Origin of the sequence: Paenibacillus daejeonensis DSM 15491, from assembly GCF_000378385.1 — a bacterium.
In the GTDB taxonomy this organism is placed as follows: Bacteria; Bacillota; Bacilli; order Paenibacillales; family Paenibacillaceae; genus Paenibacillus_D; species Paenibacillus_D daejeonensis.
This window is the reverse complement of the sequence record NZ_KB899660.1, coordinates 166110-186426: the sequence shown is the minus strand read 5'-3', so window position 1 is coordinate 186426 and position 20317 is coordinate 166110. Positions and strand designations below refer to the sequence as shown.

Here is a 20317-nt window from a genome sequence, read left to right as displayed (position 1 = left end):
GAAGGAGGCAACCGCAGATGGGAAAAATTCAAGTGATGGGCGAACAATTGGCAAACCAGATCGCTGCAGGCGAAGTCGTGGAGCGGCCCTCGTCTGTCGTCAAGGAGCTGGTTGAGAATGCTGTTGATGCTGGCAGCACGCAGATCGACGTGACCATCGAAGAGGGCGGGCTGCAGCTGATCCGGATTACCGATAACGGCAGCGGCATCGAGGAAGATGATATGGAGACGGCCTTTCAGCGGCATGCGACGAGCAAGCTGCTGACGGGCAAAGACCTGTTCCGAATCGCCAGCCTGGGCTTCCGCGGCGAGGCGCTTCCGAGTATTGCGGCTGTGGCCCGTGTGGAATGCATCTCATCGACGGAAACGAACGGATTGGGCCGGCGTTATGTCATCGAGGGAGGCAAGCAGCAGGTATCCGAGCCCTACAATTGTGAGCAGGGGACTGATATGGTCATCCGCGATTTGTTTTACAACACGCCAGCAAGGTTAAAATATATGAAATCTGTCCAAACCGAGCTGGGTCATATTTCTGACTATGTGTACCGACTATCCTTGGCGCATCCCGGTATTGCCTTCACCCTCAAGCATAACGGCAACACGCTGCTGAGAACGCTGGGCAACGGCGATCGTCTTCAAGTCATTGCAGCGGTCTATGGCAGATCGCTCGCCAAGGCCATGCTGCCAGTGCAAGGCGATCATCCGGATTACATAATGAGTGGCTACATATCCAGACCCGAGCAGACCCGGGCCAACCGGGGCGGCTTGACGATGGTCGTCAATGGCCGGTATATCCGAAGCTTCATCCTGAATCAGGCGATCCAGCAAGCCTATCATACCCTGCTGCCGATTAACCGGTTCCCGGTGGCGGTTCTGGAGATTGGCATGCACCCGACGCTGGTTGATGTCAATGTTCATCCATCCAAGATGGAAGTACGATTCAGCAAGGAGCCCGAGCTGCGTGAATTTGTGCAAAAGGCTGTGCGCGGGGCACTCGCTGGAGAAGCTCACATTCCTGGGCCGTCATCGGCATCGGGCGCGCGGGGAAAGCCGCTCTACACCCAAGGTGTGATGTCCTTCCACCGGGAGGCAGCAGCGACAGACCAGCAAGCACCTCCTGTCCCGCAACCGAGCAGCGAGGGAAGCCGGAGCATTCAGATGCCGGAGCGCCAACAGGCCTATATTCCGCGTCAGGCAGCCGAACGCTTGTACAGGCCTGGTAATCAGGGCGGCGGCGCTTCTGTCGCGAGGGAACGGTGGGAAATCCCTGTTCAAGAGAATCCGAAGGCGGACGGAAACAGAAACGAGCAATACCAAATTCCTGTTAGTCAGCCTGATGCTGCGCCGCTGCCAGAACCGTCTGAATTGACCTCATCCCACGGAGAGTCTGACGCTACACGCTTGGAGCAAGGGAGATCCCCGGATAACCAAACTGCATCTGTACCAACGGATGAGGTGTCCTTACCGGACCAAGTCGCTAGCTCCGAGATCGCGGAGGGTCAAGCAGAATCTGTACCCAGTCAGCAAGAAGTACCAGTTCACCAGACAGATTCTCATCTTACAGTAAGCGTCCCAGTTGATCAGGACACGCCGCCAAGACCTAGCGCTGAATCCAACAAGGCATCGCACGCACAGACTGGACAGGCTGCACAAGACGCCGAGGACGCTGATAACGCCAATGCTTCAGCTTTTCCCGAGCTAAGCTGGGTCGGGCAGCTGCATGGCACCTATCTGATTGCCCAGAATGAAGATGGCATGTACCTGATTGACCAGCATGCGGCGCATGAGCGGATTCATTACGAATATTATGCGGCCAAGTTCGGTCAGCCAGAGCAGGCAAGCCAGCAGCTGCTGGTGCCGATGACACTGGAATATACAAGTGCCGAGGCGCAGGCGCTTACTGAACGCATGGGCTGGTTCGAGGAGGCGGGAGTCGAGCTGGAGCCATTTGGTCCGCAGACCTTCCTGGTCCGCTCCCATCCAGCCTGGCTGCCCAAGGGCGAGGAGCAGCAGATTATCGAGGAGATGGCGGAGTGGATTCTGACGGAGAAAAAAGCCGTCGATATCGGCAAGCTGCGCGAAAAATCAGCGATTCTCTGCTCCTGTAAAGCATCGATCAAGGCTAACCAACGGCTCTCGCGTGAGGAAGGCGAGGTACTGCTGCAGCGGCTTGCCGCCTGCCGGCAGCCATATACCTGTCCGCACGGCCGACCGATCCTGGTTCATATCTCGGTATATCAGCTGGAGAAAATGTTCAAGCGGGTGATGTCATGATCGTTACGACCTCCGGCCGGGCGGGAGCCGACGTGCTGGTCCGGGCTCGGGCGCTGTCATCCGAGCTTGGAGGCCGCTTCATTGAGCGCGGACAGCATTCGCTGCAGCGGATGCGCCGCCGTTTTGGCGAGCAGGGCATCCTGGTTGTCTCTGAGCGGGAGCTGCGTTATGAAGACGGGGAAGAGGCTTTGTATTTTCATCCAAGCATGGCGAATATCCGGGTAAAGCGATTGATGAAGGGTGAGAGCGATCCGATGATCGCTGCATCCGGGTGCCGTCCGGGGGATAAGGTTCTGGATTGTACTGCGGGGCTTGCATCTGATAGCATCGTCTTCGCTTATGCGGTGGGCGAGCATGGTTCAGTAACCGCTCTGGAGAGCCAGCCGCTGCTGTGCGCCATTATCCAGGATGGATTGGCACGCTACGAGTCCGGGCTGCCGGATCTCGACCGCGCGTTGCGACGCATCGAGGCCCGCTGCGCGCATCATCTGGAGACGTTGGCTTCCCTGCCAGACAATAGTTACGACATGGTTTATTTTGATCCCATGTTCCGCCGTCCCGTTCATCAGTCGAGTGCGATCGGCCCGCTGCGACAGTTGGCCAATCACGATGCGATCCTGCCCGAGGCGATCGCCCATGCCCGCCGTGTGGCACGGCGCAGTGTGATACTCAAGGAGCATGAACGCAGCGGCGAATTCGAACGGCTGGGTTTTGAGCATAAGCTTGTCCAAGCCTCTAATCTTGCATATGGAGTGATACACCCTTGAGTAACCAAGAACGTCCCCGACTGCTCGTCCTTGTCGGTCCTACAGCGGTCGGCAAGACCGGCTACAGCCTCGAAATCGCCAAGCACTGGAACGCAGAGATCATCTCGGGCGATTCGATGCAGGTGTACCGGGGAATGGATATCGGGACTGCCAAGCTGCCGATCGAAGAGCAACAAGGCATTCCGCATCATCTGATTGATATCTGCGAGCCCGATCACCCGTTCTCGGTCGCAGAGTTCCAGGAGCGCTGCGCTACATTGATTGACGAGATTACGGCCCGTGGCCGGGTGCCGTTCATTGTCGGCGGCACGGGCCTGTATGTCGAGTCAGTCTGTTACAATTATCAGTTCTCCGAGACAGGCTCGGACGAAGCGTACCGCAACGAGATGGAAGCTTATGCGGAAGCACAGGGCAATGAAGCGCTGCATGAGCGGTTGCGTCAGGTCGATCCGGTATCGGCAGAGCGTCTTCATCCCAATGACCGTCGCCGCGTCATCCGGGCGTTGGAGGTACATCATGTGACGGGTCAGACCTTGGCGGAGCAGCAGGCAGGGCAGCAGAAGATCTCCCCCTACGAGCTGTGCATCGTTGGTTTGACTAGACCAAGGGAAGAACTGTACAATCGGGTAGAGCAGCGCATCGATGAGATGCTGGCGCTCGGCCTGGTGGAGGAGGTGGAGCGGCTGGTTCGTGCCGGGGTTCCGAGACGCGCGATCTCCATGCAGGGGCTTGGCTACAAGGAGATCATCCCTTACCTGGAAGGGGAAATGCCGCTGGATACCGCTGTAACTCTGCTCAAGCGGGATACGCGCCACTTTGCCAAGCGGCAATTGTCATGGTTCCGCCACATGAAGGATATCCAATGGGTGGACGTGGGCGGCGAAGAAAATTTTTATGAAAACCTGCAGTCAATCCATGCTATAATAGCAGGAAAGTTTCAGAACGATCTTGAATATAATTCTAACCAATCTTGTAATGGGGGTAACGGCAAATGAATAAATCTATCAATATCCAGGATACGTTCTTAAACCAGCTGCGCAAGGACAGCGTTCCGGTCACCGTCTATTTGACGAACGGATTCCAGATTCGGGGCGTAATCAAGGCGTTTGACAATTTCACCATTGTCATCGACAGCGAAGGACGTCAACAGATGGTTTACAAGCATGCCATCTCTACCTTTACCCCACAACGCAATGTCTCGCTCATGCAGCAGCAGGACCAGAATTCCGATTCATAATTCTACCGGCATACGGGGGGATGAATTGAAGAACGGCACGATCCAGATCAACGCTGGAGCCAACATCATGAAACCTTTTCATGGCGAAAAACGTTTAAATGAATAACGGACTTGCAAGAGCAACCCCGTTCCGATCCTGTGCAGCGGTCATCCTTCAGTCGAGGGAAGACCCAGACCCGGGACGGGGTTGCTCTTTTTGGTCCGGGGGTATAATGAGAGCATTGTAAAAATTTATTTTGTTGACTAGACAGAGATTGTTAGAGCTATATCGAGGAGGGAGTCACCATGACTGATCAACGGTATCCCAGCCGCAACCGTACACCAGCCGGACGCAGCAGCCAGGCAGGCGCGCGAGCAGCAGCAGCTGGGGCGGGAGGCACGACTTCAGGCAAGACAGGCAAATCGGGCAAGCCAGGCAAGGAGAAAACCAAGGGGAAACGCAGGATTACCGGCCGCAAAGTATTCATGTTCCTATTCTTCGGAGCGGCATTCACTGTGGTCTGTGGTATCATCGGCTATCTGGTGATTATATTGAACGGCGAGAATATTCTCGCAGAGAACAAGGACAAACTTGCGTTGTCCGAGGCTTCGGTTATCTATGATGCACAAGGCAACGAGATCGACATGCTCTACGTCGAGAATCGTGAGCTTGTCGAGTATTCCGAGATTCCCGAGCTGATGCGGCAAGCCTTCATAGCTACTGAGGATAGACGCTTCGAGAATCATTCGGGTATCGACTTCTGGGCGATTGGCCGGGCCGTCGTCAAGGACGTTATTGCACGCAGCGCCGTCGAGGGCGGCAGTACGATTACGCAACAGCTAGCCAAGAATATGTTCCTTAACCATGACAAGACGCTGCTCCGCAAAGCGACCGAAGCATCCATTGCGGTAGCACTGGAGAATAATTTTACCAAGGATGAAATCCTGACGATGTATCTGAACCGGATTTTCTTCGGCCAGCGCTCGTTCGGGGTCAAGGCAGCTTCGATCCGTTATTTTGGCAAGGAAGATCTGAATGAACTGGAATTATGGGAGATCGCAACGCTGGCGGGCATGCCCAAGGCGCCAAGTATCTACAATCCGATCAGCAATCCTGAGGAGTCCAAGAAACGCCGGGCCGTCGTCCTGCAGCTCATGTACAACCAAGGTATTATTACCGAGCAGCAGATGAATGAAGCCAAGGCAGAGGATTATGATCCGGATAAGCAAAAAGAGCCGGTCGGCAGCAGCAAGTATCTGACATTCATTGATTATGCCATTAATGAAGCGACTCGCGTCACCGGCAAGACGGAGGAAGAGCTCCGATTGGGTGGCTTCCGGATCCATACCACGCTGAACAGCAATGCACAGAGTATTATGGAAACCGAATTTGCCGACGCCTCGAATTTCGAGGAGAGCACGGGGGACCAGATCGTGCAAGGCTCCATGATCATCATCGATCACCGCAATGGCGAGATTGAAGCGATGGTCGGGGGCCGCGACTATGAGAAAAAAGGGCTGAGCCGCGTAACGCTGCCGCGTCAACCCGGTTCATCCTTCAAGCCGGTCACGTCCTATGGTCCTGCGCTTGAGACTGGCGATTGGCTGCCAACCTCAACCCTGCGCGATGATGAGATCTGCTATGATAACGGCAAGTATTGTCCGAAGGATTCGAACCGTGTCAAGTACATCGGTCCAGTCAGCATGAAGGATGCCATCAAGGAATCCCGTAACCAGCCTGCGGTATGGCTGCTCAACGAGATTGGCGTACAGAAGGGTGTCGACTTCGCCAACAATCTCGGGTTCAACCTGGATGTGCAAAATGACCGCAACCTGGCGATAGCACTCGGTGGTCTGACCAACGGCGTCTCGCCGATGCAGATGGCCACAGCCTATAGCGTATTCGCTAATGGTGGTCAATCGGTAGATCCACACAGCATCACGCGTATTACGGACAGCTCGGATAAAATCGTGTATGAGTACAACCCGCCGAAGCCACAGCAGCTGATCAAGCCGGAAACCGCTTGGTATCTGACTGAAATTATGCTTGGCGTCACGGAGCCTGGTGGTACCGGTACAAGGGCCAAGCTCGATCGTCCAATGGCAGGCAAGACCGGGACAACGCAGCATGGTATTCCCGGCCTGCGTTCAAGCGCGAACCGCGACGTCTGGTTCGTCGGCTATACACCGGAGTGGACGGCTGCCGTCTGGATGGGGTATGACCGCACGGACGAGAATCACGTGCTCAAGAATAGCAGCGGCATCTCGGCAGCGTTGTTCGCCAAGATCATGTCCGGCGCGCTCAAGGATGCGCCTGTGAGCCAGTTTGTTCGCCCTGGCAGCGTGCAGGAAATCAAGCCGCCGTCTGGCGTGTCGAACTTCTCGGCTGTATATGTGCCTGAGCGCGGTGATGTACAGCTCTCCTGGAGTGCGGTATCGGGTAATAATGTTACCTACCGTCTCTATCGCAAGGAGGCCAACGAAGCACAATTCACCAGACTGAGGGACGGCATTGATGCGATTGCTGCGGAGGACGCCAGCGTCCAGCCGGGCTACACGTATGAATATTACGTCACCGCCTACGACTTCGTCACGCGCATGGAGGGCGGATCCTCGGGACGTGTGAGTGTAGCTGTACCGGAGATCGAACTGGATCCATTCCCAGACAGCGAGAATGGGAACGAAGAACCGGAAGTTCCGGATCCGGATCAACCGGATAACACAGAGCAGCCGGAACAACCAGGCAATGGCTCCACACCAGGCAATGAGGGTGGCAACGGAACGCCTCCGGGCAACGGCAGTAATGGGAATCCTGGCAATTCCGGGAATCCAGGCAACTCAGGTAATCCAGGCAACCCTGGAACTGAGCCACCGATAACCGATCCAGGTTCGACGGATAATCCGACGGACACGGAAGTCCCGCCAGCCGAGGAGAACGTCCCGACAGGTGACGACCCCGCTGCGCTGCAAGCGCCGGCTGCCTGATCGTTTCGGATGTAGCTAATTGATGGGTTCATTTGAAGTGAACTGAAATAGGGTACTTACTCGTTGAACGGAGTAAGTGCTCTTTTTTTTGGCCTTAACGAAACGTGGCAAGCGTTAGAGCGGTGAGAGTGGCGTATACTTAGGACAACAAAGTTGCATTTCTAAGCGTTCAGATGCCTGTTTTCTGGCCAATAAGCCACGACTGGACGACGTTTGCTTGGTTTATTTTGTGCAGTCGCTGGAGATAGACGTTAACTTATGGTAAGCTTTTTTTGTAGATGTTGACAAAAGAGTGGAAGGTGTGCAGGCGTCTGCCTTCTGCATCCTAACGGAGGGGAATGGTCCGTATGAAACGTAAATTCTCAGATCGTGCGAACTGGCGCAGAATTCTTCGGAAAAGCTATTCCTGTCTGTCGATGGACAGTGACGAGTTCAGAGGATTGGTTACCTTTTACCGCATTCATGAATTGAGGGAACCGCTCTGGAAAGAATACAACGGACGCCGTCTGTGCCTTGCTGATAAAGGCTACTTGTGGATGCAGCATTTTCCCAAGGGCGAGCAGTTTGTCGTCACGACGATGTTCAATGACAAAGGCAAAGTCGTACAGTGGTATATCGATATCTGCAAAACGCAGGGCTTGACCGACCAACAAGTGCCCTGGTTTGACGATATGTATCTGGACGTGGTCGTCCTGCCCACTGGCGAGGTATTCTTGATGGATGAGGACGAGCTGGAGGAAGCGGTACGCACTGGCGATGTTTCGCCGCGCGATGCGGCTTCGGCCAGGAAGACAGCGGGGAGACTGCTCTCGGCAATCCGCGGCGGCCGTTTCCGTTATTTTACGCTGAGTCTCAAGCACCGCAAGACGCTGGCTGAAGCGGTGAAGGGCAAGAGCGAAGCATGAGTGAAGGGAAGGCGGCGAAATCTGCCGGTAAGTCCACAAGAGCTGGCGTAAAACCTGCCGCCGCAAAGGCAAAGGGAACGCCTGCGAAGACGGGCACCAGCAGCAATGCTGCTGCTCCGGGGGCGGTCGTTAGTAAGCGCCCGCCCGCCAAGCGGCCGGCTCCCCGCAAGAAGCCGGCGAAGCGCAAGGCCAAGAGTACCGGTAACGGAACCGGTAAGCGCGTGCTGTTCAAGCTGCTTCGGGTAGGTGCTTTTGCGGCAGCCCTGCTTGTATTCTGGTGTGGATATGTTCTCTGGCATATTAATCAATATGAGCAGCCGCGTCAGGTTGAACAAGCGGAAGTAGGCATCGTGCTCGGAGCTGCACTGTGGAATAATGAGCCAAGCCCCGGGCTGCAGGAGCGGCTGGATTATGCCCTCCGTCTGTATGAGGAAGAGCGCTTCAGTACGCTGATTGTGAGCGGTGGTCTCGATAATAATGGTTCCACCATTACGGAAGCGCAAGGCATGCGCAACTACCTGGTCGATCAAGGTGTACCGCCTGGTGCCATTGTGATGGAGCCTGAAGCCACCAGTACCTATGAGAATCTGCTTTACAGCAAGACTATTATGCAAGACAAAGGGTGGCGCAGCTCGGTCATTATTTCGCATGACTATCATGCTGCCCGCTCTCACAACATTGCTGGATACTTGCGGATGGAGCCTTTCCAGGTGACGGGCACCAAAAGCCGCTATATGTCCTACGCTAAGAGTGAATTGCGGGAAGTGCTCGCTTACACCAAGTGGCAAATAGACAAGATGGCGATGCTGGTGGGCATTCGCGACTAGGCTTGTAATGAGACCAGTGGGGGCATTCTACAAATAGGGACAGGCTTAGTCAATCATTCTGTCCTATCTTCTAATATGCGCACAACCGCTAGCATACATTGGTAATGCGGCAGCAGGCTGACCCTCCATTAGGAAATAGGGCCAGCAACCTGTGCCGACGACGGCCAAGGATGGGGATGCCCGTATGCTAGGAAATGCGGTTCAGGAAGAACAGAAGAAAAATGCCAGACCTTCCCGGCAGATTAATGTCGTCCTGCGCAGTCAGGAGACGTCGCTATCGGTATCTGCTGCTTCACCTGCTGCTGGAGAGGCAGCGGAGGCAGCGCAAGCCGCGTCCAAGACTTCCCCCGTGCCGGAGACGTATGCGGAGATTCAGAAGGAAATGGAACCCATGGTCGGTCTCGATCATGTGAAATCGCTGATTTTTGAGATTTACGCTTTGCTTCATATTGCCAAGATGCGCTCGGAGGTGGGGCTGCAGGCGGGCTCACATGTCTATCATATGATATTCAAGGGCAATCCCGGCACCGGCAAGACCTCGATTGCGCGAATTGTCGCACGTCTGCTGAACAAGATGGGCGTGCTCAGCAAGGGGCATTTGATTGAAGTGGAGCGGGCTGATCTCGTCGGTGAATATATTGGCCATACGGCTAACAAGACACGGGATCTCGTGAAGAAGGCGATGGGCGGCGTGCTGTTTGTGGATGAGGCCTACAGTCTCGCTCGTGGCGGCGAAAAGGATTTTGGTAAAGAGGCTATTGATACCCTTGTGAAAGCGATGGAAGATCATAAAAATCAATTTGTGTTGATTTTGGCTGGTTATCCGCTGGAGATAGACGATTTCCTGATGACCAATCCGGGATTGCCATCGCGGTTTCCGATCCAGATCGATTTCCCCGACTACACGGTAGATCAATTAATTCAAATCTCGGAGCTCATGGCCAAGGAGCGGGATTACAGCCTGCTGCCTCAAGCGGTATTCAAGCTGCGCCAGCACCTGGTAGAGGAGCGCGCCTCCAGTCTGTTCTCGTTCAGCAATGCACGCTATGTGCGTAACGTGATCGAGCGGGCGATTCGTTACCAGGCTGTAAGACTGCTGGGACAATATCCCGGCGGCGTGCCCGGCAGGCAGGAGCTCATGTCTATTCGCCCGGAAGACCTGAAGTGGGATAAGAGTAATTAAGTGACGTTGAAAGCAGGAGGATAATGGATGCGAGAGACGACCTATGCAACCGAACATGAAATCAAGGACCGTGCCCTGCTAATCAGTCTGGTCACCCCGCAGTTAAAGAGAGAGGCTATCCAGCCCGAGCATTCCATGGCGGAGCTGGAGCGCCTGGCGGAAACGGCAGGCGTTGAAGTTTTATCGACGATGACACAGAATCGGGATACGCCCGATACCAAGTGGTTTATCGGTAAAGGCAAGGTGGAGGAGGTACGGGCGGTTGCTGAAGAATTGCAGGCGACCACCGTTATCTTCGACCAGGAGTTGTCCGGTGCCCAGGTTCGCAACCTGGAGGAAGCGCTGGATCTCAAGATTATCGACCGGACGCAGCTCATCCTGGATATCTTCGCTCAACGTGCGCACACCCGTGAGGGGATTATTCAAGTTGAGCTGGCTCAGCTGAGCTATCTGCTGCCGCGGCTCTCGGGCCACGGCAAGAATCTGTCGCGTCTTGGCGGCGGTATTGGCACGAGGGGTCCCGGTGAGTCCAAGCTTGAGATGGACCGCCGGCATATCCGTGACCGGATCTCCGATCTGAAGTCGGCGCTGTCAGAGGTTGTACGCCATCGGGGTCTGCACCGGGAACGCCGCCGGAAGAGCGGCGTCATCCAGGTTGCGCTGGTCGGCTATACCAACGCCGGCAAATCCACGCTTATGCGGCAGCTTACCCAGGCGGATGTACTGGTAGAGAATCAGCTGTTCGCAACGCTGGACCCGACCTCAAGGACGCTGGAGCTTCCCAATGGGCGGGAGGTTGTATTGACTGACACCGTTGGATTCATTCAGAACCTGCCGACCGATCTGGTAGCCGCCTTCCGCGCTACGCTGGAGGAGGTCAATGAGGCGGATTTGATTCTCCATGTCGTGGATAGTTCATCGCCAGTTAGGGAGGAACAGATGCGGGTCGTCCAACACATTCTTGGGGAGCTGAAGGCATCGGACAAGCCTCAACTGCTGGTATTTAACAAGAAGGATCTGTGCGAGGACGAGCAGCGAGAACGCGTGCCTGCTGGGGACGATGCGATGTGGATTAGCGCCCTGGACGAGGGTGATCTGAGTATACTGCTGGAGCGGATCCAGGATCGCCTGACAGGTCAGACGCTGACCTTTGCCGTACCGGCAGAGCAAGGAGAAATCATCTCGCTTGTCTACCGCGTTGGCGAGGTTGTCCACCAAGAGGTGGATGAAGAGTTGATCCATTTGACGGTGGAAGTAGACAAACAGAGCTATGAGGTGCACGGGTACAAGCTGGAGCCGTATCTGGCATCTACACAATAGGATATAGGTTGGTTAAAGGGGAATCAGTTTACAACATGACAACAGAAGTATGGGATCGCCTGGAACAATTGGCTCAAGAAACGGAAGCGCGGGTTGCGCCGCAATTTGCAGCGATTGATGGGATCGCAGAGCGGAACCAATGGCGGGTCATCCGGGCGTTTCAGAAGCACAAAGTAAGTGATTATCATTTTGCCGGATCTACGGGCTACGGGTATAATGACAGGGGCAGGGAAGTACTGGATCTGGTCTATGCGGATGTGTTTGAGGCGGAGGCCGCGCTGGTGCGTCCTCATTTTGCTTCGGGAACGCATACGATCAGCTGCGCCCTGTTCGGCGTGTTGCGTCCCGGGGACGAGCTGTTGTATATTACGGGGAAGCCTTATGATACATTACATAAGGTTATCGGCAAGCCCGGAGATGGGACAGGCTCATTGCAGGATTGGGGCGTAACCTACCGGGAAGTGGATCTGACAGCAGAAGGCGCTGTCGATGAGGACGCGGTCCGGGCAGCGATTACGCCTGCCACGCGTGTTATCGGCATCCAGCGCTCACGCGGTTATGCATGGCGCCCATCGTTCACGATTGACGAAATTGCCCGTATGGTGAAGCTGGTCAAGTCCGTTAAGCCTGACGTCCTGGTATTCGTGGACAATTGCTATGGTGAATTTACGGAAGAGCTCGAGCCGACGTCGGTTGGTGTCGACCTAATGGCAGGTTCTCTTATCAAGAACCCCGGCGGCGGCCTTGCTGCCACGGGAGGATACATCTGCGGCACGACTGCTGCCGTGGAGGCGGCATCCTATCGGTTGACGGCCCCCGGCATTGGTGGCGAGGTAGGAGCAATGCTGGGGACGACCCGCAGCATCTACCAGGGCTTGTTTCTGGCGCCGCATCTGGTGGGACAAGCCTTGCGCGGGAGTGTATTCGCTGCAGCTCTGTTCGATCATTTGGGCTTCGAAACGTCACCTGCATGGGATGCGAAGCGGACGGATCTGATTCAGGCAATCCGGTTCCGCGACGAGAAGCTGCTGATCTCGTTTGTTCAAGGGATCCAAAGGGCTGCGGCTGTTGACGCGCATGTGACACCGGAGCCATGGGACATGCCGGGCTACACGCATCCGGTTATCATGGCCGCCGGAACTTTCATGCAGGGCGGCAGCCTGGAGCTGTCAGCTGACGCGCCAATCCGTGAGCCTTACATTGCCTATATGCAAGGTGGATTAACGTATAGCCATGTCAAATTCGGTGTGTTGACCGCATTGACTCGCATGGAAATTATGAATAAACTGTAATTAAACCTCACACAACTTGACACTTTTCCGGCAGGAAGGTACAATGAGTGTATATCAAGGATTGAGAGGTTGATGCGACATGGCTGACGAAATTCGCCGAAATATGGCCTTGTTTCCCATCGGGATCGTTATGAAGCTTACCGATCTGACTGCCCGTCAGATCCGGTACTACGAGCAGCATGAGCTGATCGTCCCGGCCAGAACCAATGGCAATCAGCGTCTGTTCTCGTTTAACGACGTAGAGCGTCTGCTGGAGATCAAGTCCCTCATCGAGAAGGGCGTCAATATTGCTGGGATCAAGCAAGTGATGCATCCGGTCTCCAAGGAGTCCGAGGAAGCCACTGTCATCACCGAACAGACGGAGACCCGTCGTCGCGAGATGAGCGAGACTCAGTTGCACCGCCTGCTGAAGCAGCAGCTGATGGAGAAGAGACCGGGCAAGGCCTCGATTATCCAAGGCCAGCTGTCCCGTTTCTATAGCAATAGACCCTAATTATATGCAGCTAAAGGAGAGGATTCTGTGAGTTTTACTAGAGAAGACATCTTACGCAGCGCTAAAGAACAAAATGTACGTTTCATTCGTTTGCAATTTACCGACCTACTGGGCACGATCAAGAATGTAGAAATTCCGATCAGCCAGCTCGAGAAGGCGTTAGATAACAAAATGATGTTCGATGGCTCGTCCATTGAAGGATATGTACGTATTGAGGAATCGGATATGTATCTGTTCCCTGATCTTGATACTTGGATGATATTCCCTTGGATTACCGAGAATCGTGTTGCACGTCTCATTTGCGACATCTACATGCCGGACGGCACGCCGTTCGCAGGTGACCCACGCGGCATTCTCAAGCGTTGTCTGAAGGAAGCCGAGGAAATGGGCTTTACCGCGATGAACGTGGGTCCAGAACCGGAATTCTTCCTCTTCAAGACCGATGAGAAGGGCGAAGCTACGATGGAGCTGAATGACCAAGGCGGGTACTTTGACTTGGCACCTACAGACCTGGGCGAGAACTGCCGTCGTGAAATCGTCTTGACGCTTGAAGAAATGGGCTTCGAGATTGAGGCGTCCCACCACGAAGTAGCACCGGGACAGCATGAGATCGACTTCAAATACGCCAATGCCATCAAAGCTGCTGACCAGATTCAAACGTTCAAGCTGGTCGTTAAAACGGTAGCTCGTCAGCATGGTTTGCATGCTTCCTTCATGCCTAAGCCGCTATTCGGCGTCAATGGCTCCGGAATGCACTGTCACCAATCGTTGTTCCAAGGCAAGACCAATGCCTTCTATGATGAGAGCGACAAGCTGGGCCTGAGCACGACAGCCCGTCACTATATGGCTGGTCTGCTGCGCCATGCACGTGCTTATGCCGTTATTACGAATCCTACCGTTAACTCGTACAAGCGTCTGGTTCCTGGCTATGAGGCACCGGTATACGTGGCTTGGTCGGCGAGTAACCGCAGCCCAATGATTCGGATTCCGGCCTCGCGTGGTCTCAGTACACGTGTCGAAGTGCGTAACCCGGATCCGGCAGCCAACCCGTATCTCGCACTGGCTGTTATGCTGATGGCTGGTCTGGACGGCATCAAGAACAAAACCCAGCTGCCTGCACCAACAGACCGCAACATCTATGTGATGACCGAGGAAGAGCGTCTGGACGAGGGTATCCCAAGTCTGCCGGCTAACCTCAAGGAAGGTCTGAATGAGCTGCTCCGCAACGAAGTTATCTGCGATGCGCTCGGTGATCATGCCCTGGCTCACTTCTATGAGCTCAAAGAAATTGAATGGGACATGTACCGCACCCAGGTCCATCAGTGGGAGAGAGATCAGTATCTGACACTGTATTAATACCTATTCTGTTTAAGGATAGAGACGCTTTTCATCCAATTATGAGACTGATCGTTGTTCCTGACGATTGGTCTTTTTTTATGTTTTTTAAATTGTTCATAAAGTTATAACTGGCACTTCTGCTAAGCAAACTATAAAATGATGGAATGGACAACTATTTTTTGATTTATAGAGGGGCGGGGCAAATGTAATGCAAGGGGAACAAGTAATCCCATCAGCAAAAAAGAATTGGATTGACATATTAGCAAAAACCGTAAAAACGGGCATTATCAAATCGAATCTGCTCACCATGTTTGCAGGTCTGACACTTGCGCTGTACAAGTACAACCTGAACCTGTGGGACAAGCTGCCGGAGATTCTGCTTGCGCTGGTCGGTTCCATTCTGGTGATTGGAGCTGCTGGTACCTTTAACAACCTCTATGACCGGGACATTGACGCGATTATGGTGCGTACCAAAACCAGACCAACAGTGACGGGAGAGATTGACGCCAGGATGGCATTGTGGCTAGCCATTATTATGTCGCTCTTGGGATTGACAGCTCTTACACTGACAACCTGGCTGGCTGGATTGCTCGGTTTCTTGGGTCTGTTCTTTTATGTGGTTCCCTATACGATGTGGAGTAAAAGAAGGACCATTTACAACACCGAGATCGGCAGCATATCCGGAGCGATGCCACTGCTGATTGGTTGGGCAGCCATGTATCCAGACGTGACGCATCCTGCCATTTTGGGACTGTTTCTCATCATGATCATCTGGCAAATGCCGCATTTCTATGCGATTGCTATTCGCAAGCACGACGAATACAAAGCCGCCAATGTACCTATGCTGCCGGTCGTCAAAGGAATCCGCCGGACGTACATTCAGACCAATGTGTATTTGGTTTTGCTGATTGCCAGCAGCTTTCTGCTCGGTACGTTAAGCACGGGCTTGATGCTGGTTGCTATCTTGTTGAGCGTAGGGTGGCTAATTATCAGTCTGTACGGGTATCGGAGGATGGATTCGGAACGATGGGCCAAATCCTTGTTTCTGTACTCGCTCTTGCATATGACGATCCTGTTCACAACGGTCATTATCTACTCGATGATGGGGATTATCTTCAAGCTGTAATGAGAATAGAGGGAGGCTTATGTATTCGTGCATAAGCCTTTTTTTCATAGGAAGATCTATTGTTCCAGCGACAAGACACTATCCAGTTTGCTCAATAACAGCCATTCTTTTTTTGTTAGTTCCCGAATGGTTTCCCTGACGCTCGCATTAATGGAAAGGATATCGCTGATGGAAGCCGGTGGTCCTGTCAGACCCGGGAGTGTACCCAGAACATATTGAAGCTTTTCTCCTTCGGCATTAATGATATGACTGAGTCCCAACTCCTCCAATGCAATAGACGATAATAGCAAATTGATGGCATCATCCCGCGTAATCGAAATCGTTGGCGTAATATTTGGAATGTTCGATTGCGACATTGAAGTCACCTCCTCTGAAAAATTCTCTTTCATTTATATGCGATACACCGTGTCCAACAACAACAAAATATTTAGGATTACAAAACAAAAAAATACAGCCTGTCGACTTGATGTCGACAAGCTGTATCTCACGCTGGAGATGTGTCAAACGCCCCTTCGTCCGCGCACGAGATTAAAGATTAGTGCGATAAGGGCAAACACGAGTAGGATGTGGATGAGACCACCGGCCAAATCAATGGCAAAGCCGATCCCCCAGAAGATAAGTATGATGACAAATATTGCCCATAACATAGTAACACTCCCCTTCATCTCTTGATAGTTTCAATTAAACATTCCATGTGAGCTCTAATCACTTGGTTCATCTAATTTGTGCTGACAAATATATGCAACTCCTGATTGAGGAATGCCGTCTATTAGGTAACAGACAACTCGAAAGGGGTCTAAACATGAGATTCTGGTGGAGGGTCATTACGTTAGCAGGAGTATCTACACTCGCAGTTACACTGATGGGCTGCAAGGAAGAGGTGGGCGCTCCGTTGTCATATTCAGCTCGGGATCAAATAGCAACACAGTCTGCCGGGCTCGTATCTTCCGCTCAGTTGCTAGGAACCGTGGAGGGGCACCTTCATCCCGATGTCACGCCTGAACGCGTTAGAGAGGCATTGGGAGCTCCTGTACATGTCATTGATGGACCTATCCTGGTGAACAATGGTGACTGGCTGGACGGAGAGATCTGGCGTTACGATACAGCTCTGCCCGAATACACGTATACGAGTGCGGAGCCTTCAGCTCGTGCAGACCTTGTTGGACTTGCAGAAGGGGAAGTACAGGAGCAGCTGCTGCTCACTTGGGCACTTGACGGCACGCTTCTGGAAGCAGTCCTGTACTATGTCGATGAAGAGGGACATATTCAGACGAATTGGCTAGTCCTTGGCTCCAACCCAGGATCGTCCTCGATCGATAATCAGATTGCCATGACCCATGAACTCCGTATTGGTGAGACCGTCAATGTCCAGACAAGAGCTGAGGCTTACTCGGAGCCAGGTGGGGAACGGGCGGTCGTTTCTTTTTATGCTGAGAAGGACCTGGACTATGTCTTGACGGGCTTAACGGACCGGTTCGCGAGGTTGGATAGCGACGAGCACCGTGGATGGGTGCCTGTCTGGCAATTGACGCCCGAAGCTGCCTCCCTGAGGAGTGTTACACCTGAGCGAAGAACCCTGCTGTCCGATGCGCCTGCTTACTGGTATCCGGGACAATCTCATTCCGCCTCGGAGCTGTATCGTGGGGAGCGCATGCTCGTCATTGCTGAGACGGAGAACTGGGTGTCATTGTTGCCGGTCGAACGAGGGAACGGAGGCCCTGTAAGCGCCCTGTGGGTTAGCCGTAGCGAGTTGCATGACCGATCAGAGGGTACCTTGGCTGCGCTTAATGAAGACGAGCGTACGACCTATGCGGAAGCGGGTGCAGCCCTTCAACGCTCCCTGCCAGCTGTTGTCACCCAGGAAGCTGTTCGCCATTTGTTTGGGGAGCCGCAGTTTGTAGAGCAGCTTCATGGTGGTCAGGATGAGACAATTGATCATAGCCGCTGGAGATACGAGCACGGCAATTTTGAACTGATAGTGGATTGGAATGACGATGGCTCGTTAAGTGTTTCTAAGCTGAACAGGCGTTCGTCAGATGCACCTTCTACTGTGGAACAGCCATTCAAATGGCGCACAAAATTGGAGTTGGCCCATAGTTTTCTGCTCGGGACAGCGGGCGACACGCTGTTATTGTTCGGTGACGATGGGTATATCAGCGGCTTGCATGAACGATCCAATGTTGTGGCATTGAGTGCTGCTGATGGTGAAAAACGATGGCAGCGGAGCTTCGGGTATGAGGATGTTCAGCACAGCCAGTCTGCAGATAAAGGCGAGATTTTATTGGGAGGCGTGGTCACCGGGGCGACGACTGATACGGAATACACACATCGGATGGAGGCGCTGGAAGCCTCGACGGGGCGGACTCGCTGGGAACTGGAGCGGCAGCTGCCGCTGCCGCAGTCCGGCATTGACCTTCGCCATACGATTGCTCAAGGTGTAGCCGCAGTCTCCTATACGACGAATGAACGGGAGGCGTCAGATCGCCAGCAATCCATCATTGAAGGTTACAAGCTTAAGGATGGCAAACTGCTCTGGCGCAAAGAGCTGGAACGGCCTGGTCAACTTGTACATCGTTTGACGGAAGGCGGAAGGCTGCTTGTTCATTATGGAGGAGAAACGGCTGCTGACAGCGTCGTGGCAGGGCTGGACGCCGTCACAGGGAAAGAAGTGTGGCGGGCTGAAGGGCATGCGGTCGACATGTATTTCTACACAATTCAAGAAGATCAACGTACCCCTAGCGACACCATCTGGACGTATACCGAATCGGAGTGGAGGCTACTGGACCAGGAAAAGGGTGACGTGGTAACGATCCTGGAGCGCTCTCCTCAATTGAGATATGAAATTTTGACCGATGGGCTAATCATGCAGGTAAGGACAACAGATGAAGCTACTGTCACGTCACTACTTGAGGCGGATACCAGGTCGGTGCGGTGGTCGGTTCCAGGCAAACTGGAGCGGACGGTGACAGACGAGACGAAATTGTACGGTCTGCTGGATGGTGAACTGAAGGCGTATCAGCTCTCGGACGGCAAGCTGCTATGGTCAACGCCTATTGGGCTCTCCATACAAGTGGCGAAGTTTCAAGACAAGCTGGTTGTAGAATCACAAGGCAGTATCTTGGTCGTCGATCCTACACAGGGGCAGATACTGTACCGGATGGCCAATGTCGTGGCCGCGGGCATTAATGAAGCTGCCGATTTATGGCAGTATCATGCGATCTTAAATACGGAAGAGGGCACGGAGCTCTATATTGGCGGAGGCAACGGGTACTTTAGCCGAGTGGACAGCTTATCAGATGAGTAGCATAGCTGCAGTGAAGAAACCGTCTAAGGGGGATGACAATGAATACAATGACACGTCATTATTGGCTGGTGTTCATTTTTGCTGTACTAGCCGCTGGCGCAATCTACTTGTTAGAGAAGGCAGGTCTTGGACAGGAGATGAACTCCATGCAGATGGGGATGACGATGTATGTGGTGTTTTTATTCGGCGGTCTGGCTATACCGTTCTATGGTTTAACTATTATGCCAGTGAGCTTGCTGCTCGACAAACTGCCGCGCGGCCAGAGACTGTGGAAGCTACTTCTGCCAACACTGTTGATGATGGGAATGGGCTATTGGCTCGGTACCAATTACATCCAGGACCCAGCTATGCCATTAGTTACACAACCTCTGATTGGTCTGATACTGTTCGGAGCTGTAGGATTGTTGATTCAATTGTTGGATTGGTTTCTGGTGTACCGCTATCCCGTTGAAGGAAGTCTGAGTTAGTAGTGAGAGAGGAGCGGATGGGAGACTTCATTTAGGTTGTTCAACGCATCCGTCCCAAACCAAAAAAAACCACCCAAACGGGTGGAAGGTATCAATCGTCTTGTCAGAGCCTCGGCATAGCCGCAGGCTCTTCTTATGTATCTGGATGCAACTAGGTAATGTCGCGAAACACGCCGATGACTCGTCCGAGAATGGTCACGCGCTTCAAGAGGAGCGGAGACATGGTAGCATTCTCAGGCTGCAAGCGGATGTGATCCTTCTCCTTATAGAAGGTCTTCACTGTCGCTTCGTCGTCCTCCGTCATTGCGACGACGATCTCGCCGTTGTTGGCAGTCTGCTGCTGGCGGACAATGACGTAGTCGCCGTTGTGGATGCCTGCTTCAATCATACTCTCGCCGACAACATTCAGCATGAACACTTGATTGTCGCCTACAAAGTGGGTAGGGAGCGGGAAGTATTCTTCAATGTTCTCCGTAGCTGTAATCGGAATGCCTGCAGTTACTTTGCCGACAACAGGGACTTTGGAAATGGACAAGGGGAATTGTAGCTCGCCCTGTTCCTGGTCCAGAATCTCGATAGCACGAGGTTTGGTCGGGTCGCGGCGGATTAGCCCTTTCTTCTCCAGACGGTCCAGGTGACCATGGACAGTGGAGCTCGATGCAAGACCTACAGCTTCTCCGATCTCTCGGACGGATGGTGGATAGCCTTTCTCCTTGACTTCGGTCTTTATAAATTCAAGTATAGATTGCTGGCGATTCGAAATCTTAGACACAGAAATCACTCCATCTGTTCGGTTAGTTGTGTAAAATTATAGCACAGAA

The 20317-nt window shown here is 53.4% G+C and carries 18 protein-coding genes; 15 read left to right on the top strand and 3 right to left on the bottom strand.

All coding sequences use genetic code 11. From position 1 onward, the window contains the following. Positions 1-17 precede the first annotated feature (17 nt). From mutL to cyoE, 13 genes are all read left to right on the top strand, one after another. Positions 18-2273 carry a DNA mismatch repair endonuclease MutL gene (gene mutL / locus F556_RS0107665; protein WP_020616337.1) on the top strand — a complete coding sequence of 752 codons (2256 nt, stop codon included), beginning with the start codon at positions 18-20 and terminating at the stop codon, positions 2271-2273. After that, positions 2270-3040, top strand: coding sequence for a class I SAM-dependent methyltransferase (locus F556_RS0107660; protein ID WP_020616336.1), 771 nt, complete (start codon positions 2270-2272; stop codon positions 3038-3040). The genes mutL and F556_RS0107660 overlap by 4 nt, the downstream gene beginning before the upstream one ends. Continuing rightward, on the top strand, positions 3037-4035 hold the full coding sequence (gene miaA, locus F556_RS0107655; protein ID WP_020616335.1) for a tRNA (adenosine(37)-N6)-dimethylallyltransferase MiaA: 999 nt from the start codon (positions 3037-3039) through the stop codon (positions 4033-4035). Before F556_RS0107660 ends, miaA begins: the two co-directional genes overlap by 4 nt. Further along, entirely contained in the window at positions 4032-4277 is a 246-nt protein-coding gene (gene hfq / locus F556_RS0107650) for an RNA chaperone Hfq (protein ID WP_020616334.1), read from the top strand. The genes miaA and hfq overlap by 4 nt, the downstream gene beginning before the upstream one ends. A gap of 285 nt (positions 4278-4562) precedes the next feature. Then, on the top strand, positions 4563-7241 hold the full coding sequence (locus F556_RS0107645) for a PBP1A family penicillin-binding protein (RefSeq protein ID WP_020616333.1): 2679 nt from the start codon (positions 4563-4565) through the stop codon (positions 7239-7241). Positions 7242-7588: 347 nt separating this feature from the next. After that, the gene (locus F556_RS0107640) at positions 7589-8146 is read left to right on the top strand and encodes a ribonuclease FAU-1 family protein (RefSeq protein ID WP_020616332.1); all 558 of its coding nucleotides are present in this window, start codon (positions 7589-7591) and stop codon (positions 8144-8146) included. After that, a complete protein-coding gene (locus F556_RS33485) occupies positions 8143-8973 on the top strand; it encodes a YdcF family protein (RefSeq protein ID WP_020616331.1) in 831 nt (276 codons plus the stop codon). The genes F556_RS0107640 and F556_RS33485 overlap by 4 nt, the downstream gene beginning before the upstream one ends. 184 nt (positions 8974-9157) lie before the next feature. Then, on the top strand, positions 9158-10156 hold the full coding sequence (locus tag F556_RS0107630) for an AAA family ATPase (RefSeq protein WP_026297161.1): 999 nt from the start codon (positions 9158-9160) through the stop codon (positions 10154-10156). Positions 10157-10183: 27 nt separating this feature from the next. Continuing rightward, the gene (gene hflX / locus F556_RS0107625) at positions 10184-11476 is read left to right on the top strand and encodes a GTPase HflX (RefSeq protein WP_020616329.1); all 1293 of its coding nucleotides are present in this window, start codon (positions 10184-10186) and stop codon (positions 11474-11476) included. A gap of 35 nt (positions 11477-11511) precedes the next feature. Next, entirely contained in the window at positions 11512-12768 is a 1257-nt protein-coding gene (locus F556_RS0107620; RefSeq protein ID WP_020616328.1) for a methionine gamma-lyase family protein, read from the top strand. A gap of 79 nt (positions 12769-12847) precedes the next feature. Then, positions 12848-13261, top strand: coding sequence for a MerR family transcriptional regulator (locus F556_RS0107615; protein ID WP_020616327.1), 414 nt, complete (start codon positions 12848-12850; stop codon positions 13259-13261). Between the two features lie 27 nt (positions 13262-13288). Next, positions 13289-14617: a type I glutamate--ammonia ligase gene (gene glnA, locus F556_RS0107610; RefSeq protein ID WP_020616326.1), complete on the top strand. Its 1329-nt coding sequence runs from the start codon at positions 13289-13291 to the stop codon at positions 14615-14617. A gap of 190 nt (positions 14618-14807) precedes the next feature. After that, positions 14808-15725, top strand: coding sequence for a heme o synthase (cyoE, locus tag F556_RS0107605; RefSeq protein ID WP_020616325.1), 918 nt, complete (start codon positions 14808-14810; stop codon positions 15723-15725). 56 nt (positions 15726-15781) lie between these two features. On the opposite strand, the gene F556_RS0107600 is transcribed toward cyoE, so the two are convergent. Both F556_RS0107600 and F556_RS37690 read right to left on the bottom strand, forming a co-directional pair. Next, positions 15782-16081 (bottom strand): alpha-helical endospore appendage domain-containing protein, encoded by a 300-nt coding sequence (locus tag F556_RS0107600; protein ID WP_020616324.1) that lies wholly within the window; start codon positions 16079-16081, stop codon positions 15782-15784. Between the two features lie 144 nt (positions 16082-16225). Continuing rightward, entirely contained in the window at positions 16226-16372 is a 147-nt protein-coding gene (locus F556_RS37690; RefSeq protein ID WP_020616323.1) for a lmo0937 family membrane protein, read from the bottom strand. A 155-nt stretch (positions 16373-16527) separates the two neighbouring features. On the opposite strand from F556_RS37690, the gene F556_RS0107590 reads away from it, so the two are divergent. Next, positions 16528-19029: an outer membrane protein assembly factor BamB family protein gene (locus F556_RS0107590; RefSeq protein WP_169447556.1), complete on the top strand. Its 2502-nt coding sequence runs from the start codon at positions 16528-16530 to the stop codon at positions 19027-19029. Positions 19030-19067: 38 nt separating this feature from the next. Continuing rightward, positions 19068-19496 carry a hypothetical protein gene (locus tag F556_RS0107585; protein WP_020616321.1) on the top strand — a complete coding sequence of 143 codons (429 nt, stop codon included), beginning with the start codon at positions 19068-19070 and terminating at the stop codon, positions 19494-19496. 151 nt (positions 19497-19647) lie between these two features. On the opposite strand, the gene lexA is transcribed toward F556_RS0107585, so the two are convergent. Further along, on the bottom strand, positions 19648-20268 hold the full coding sequence (gene lexA / locus F556_RS0107580; protein WP_020616320.1) for a transcriptional repressor LexA: 621 nt from the start codon (positions 20266-20268) through the stop codon (positions 19648-19650). Positions 20269-20317 lie beyond the last annotated feature (49 nt).

Excerpts from the sequence above, each read along its gene's own strand:
- mutL (WP_020616337.1), top strand. The coding sequence starts at position 18 with ATGGGAAAAATTCAAGTGATGGGCGAACAATTGGCAAACCAGATCGCT.
- F556_RS0107660 (WP_020616336.1), top strand. The coding sequence starts at position 2,270 with ATGATCGTTACGACCTCCGGCCGGGCGGGAGCCGACGTGCTGGTCCGG.
- hfq (WP_020616334.1), top strand. The coding sequence starts at position 4,032 with ATGAATAAATCTATCAATATCCAGGATACGTTCTTAAACCAGCTGCGC.
- F556_RS0107645 (WP_020616333.1), top strand. The coding sequence starts at position 4,563 with ATGACTGATCAACGGTATCCCAGCCGCAACCGTACACCAGCCGGACGC.
- F556_RS0107640 (WP_020616332.1), top strand. The coding sequence starts at position 7,589 with ATGAAACGTAAATTCTCAGATCGTGCGAACTGGCGCAGAATTCTTCGG.
- F556_RS33485 (WP_020616331.1), top strand. The coding sequence starts at position 8,143 with ATGAGTGAAGGGAAGGCGGCGAAATCTGCCGGTAAGTCCACAAGAGCT.
- F556_RS0107630 (WP_026297161.1), top strand. The coding sequence starts at position 9,158 with ATGCTAGGAAATGCGGTTCAGGAAGAACAGAAGAAAAATGCCAGACCT.
- hflX (WP_020616329.1), top strand. The coding sequence starts at position 10,184 with ATGCGAGAGACGACCTATGCAACCGAACATGAAATCAAGGACCGTGCC.
- F556_RS0107620 (WP_020616328.1), top strand. The coding sequence starts at position 11,512 with ATGACAACAGAAGTATGGGATCGCCTGGAACAATTGGCTCAAGAAACG.
- F556_RS0107615 (WP_020616327.1), top strand. The coding sequence starts at position 12,848 with ATGGCTGACGAAATTCGCCGAAATATGGCCTTGTTTCCCATCGGGATC.
- cyoE (WP_020616325.1), top strand. The coding sequence starts at position 14,808 with ATGCAAGGGGAACAAGTAATCCCATCAGCAAAAAAGAATTGGATTGAC.
- F556_RS0107600 (WP_020616324.1), bottom strand. The coding sequence starts at position 16,081 with ATGTCGCAATCGAACATTCCAAATATTACGCCAACGATTTCGATTACG.
- F556_RS37690 (WP_020616323.1), bottom strand. The coding sequence starts at position 16,372 with ATGTTATGGGCAATATTTGTCATCATACTTATCTTCTGGGGGATCGGC.
- F556_RS0107590 (WP_169447556.1), top strand. The coding sequence starts at position 16,528 with ATGAGATTCTGGTGGAGGGTCATTACGTTAGCAGGAGTATCTACACTC.
- F556_RS0107585 (WP_020616321.1), top strand. The coding sequence starts at position 19,068 with ATGAATACAATGACACGTCATTATTGGCTGGTGTTCATTTTTGCTGTA.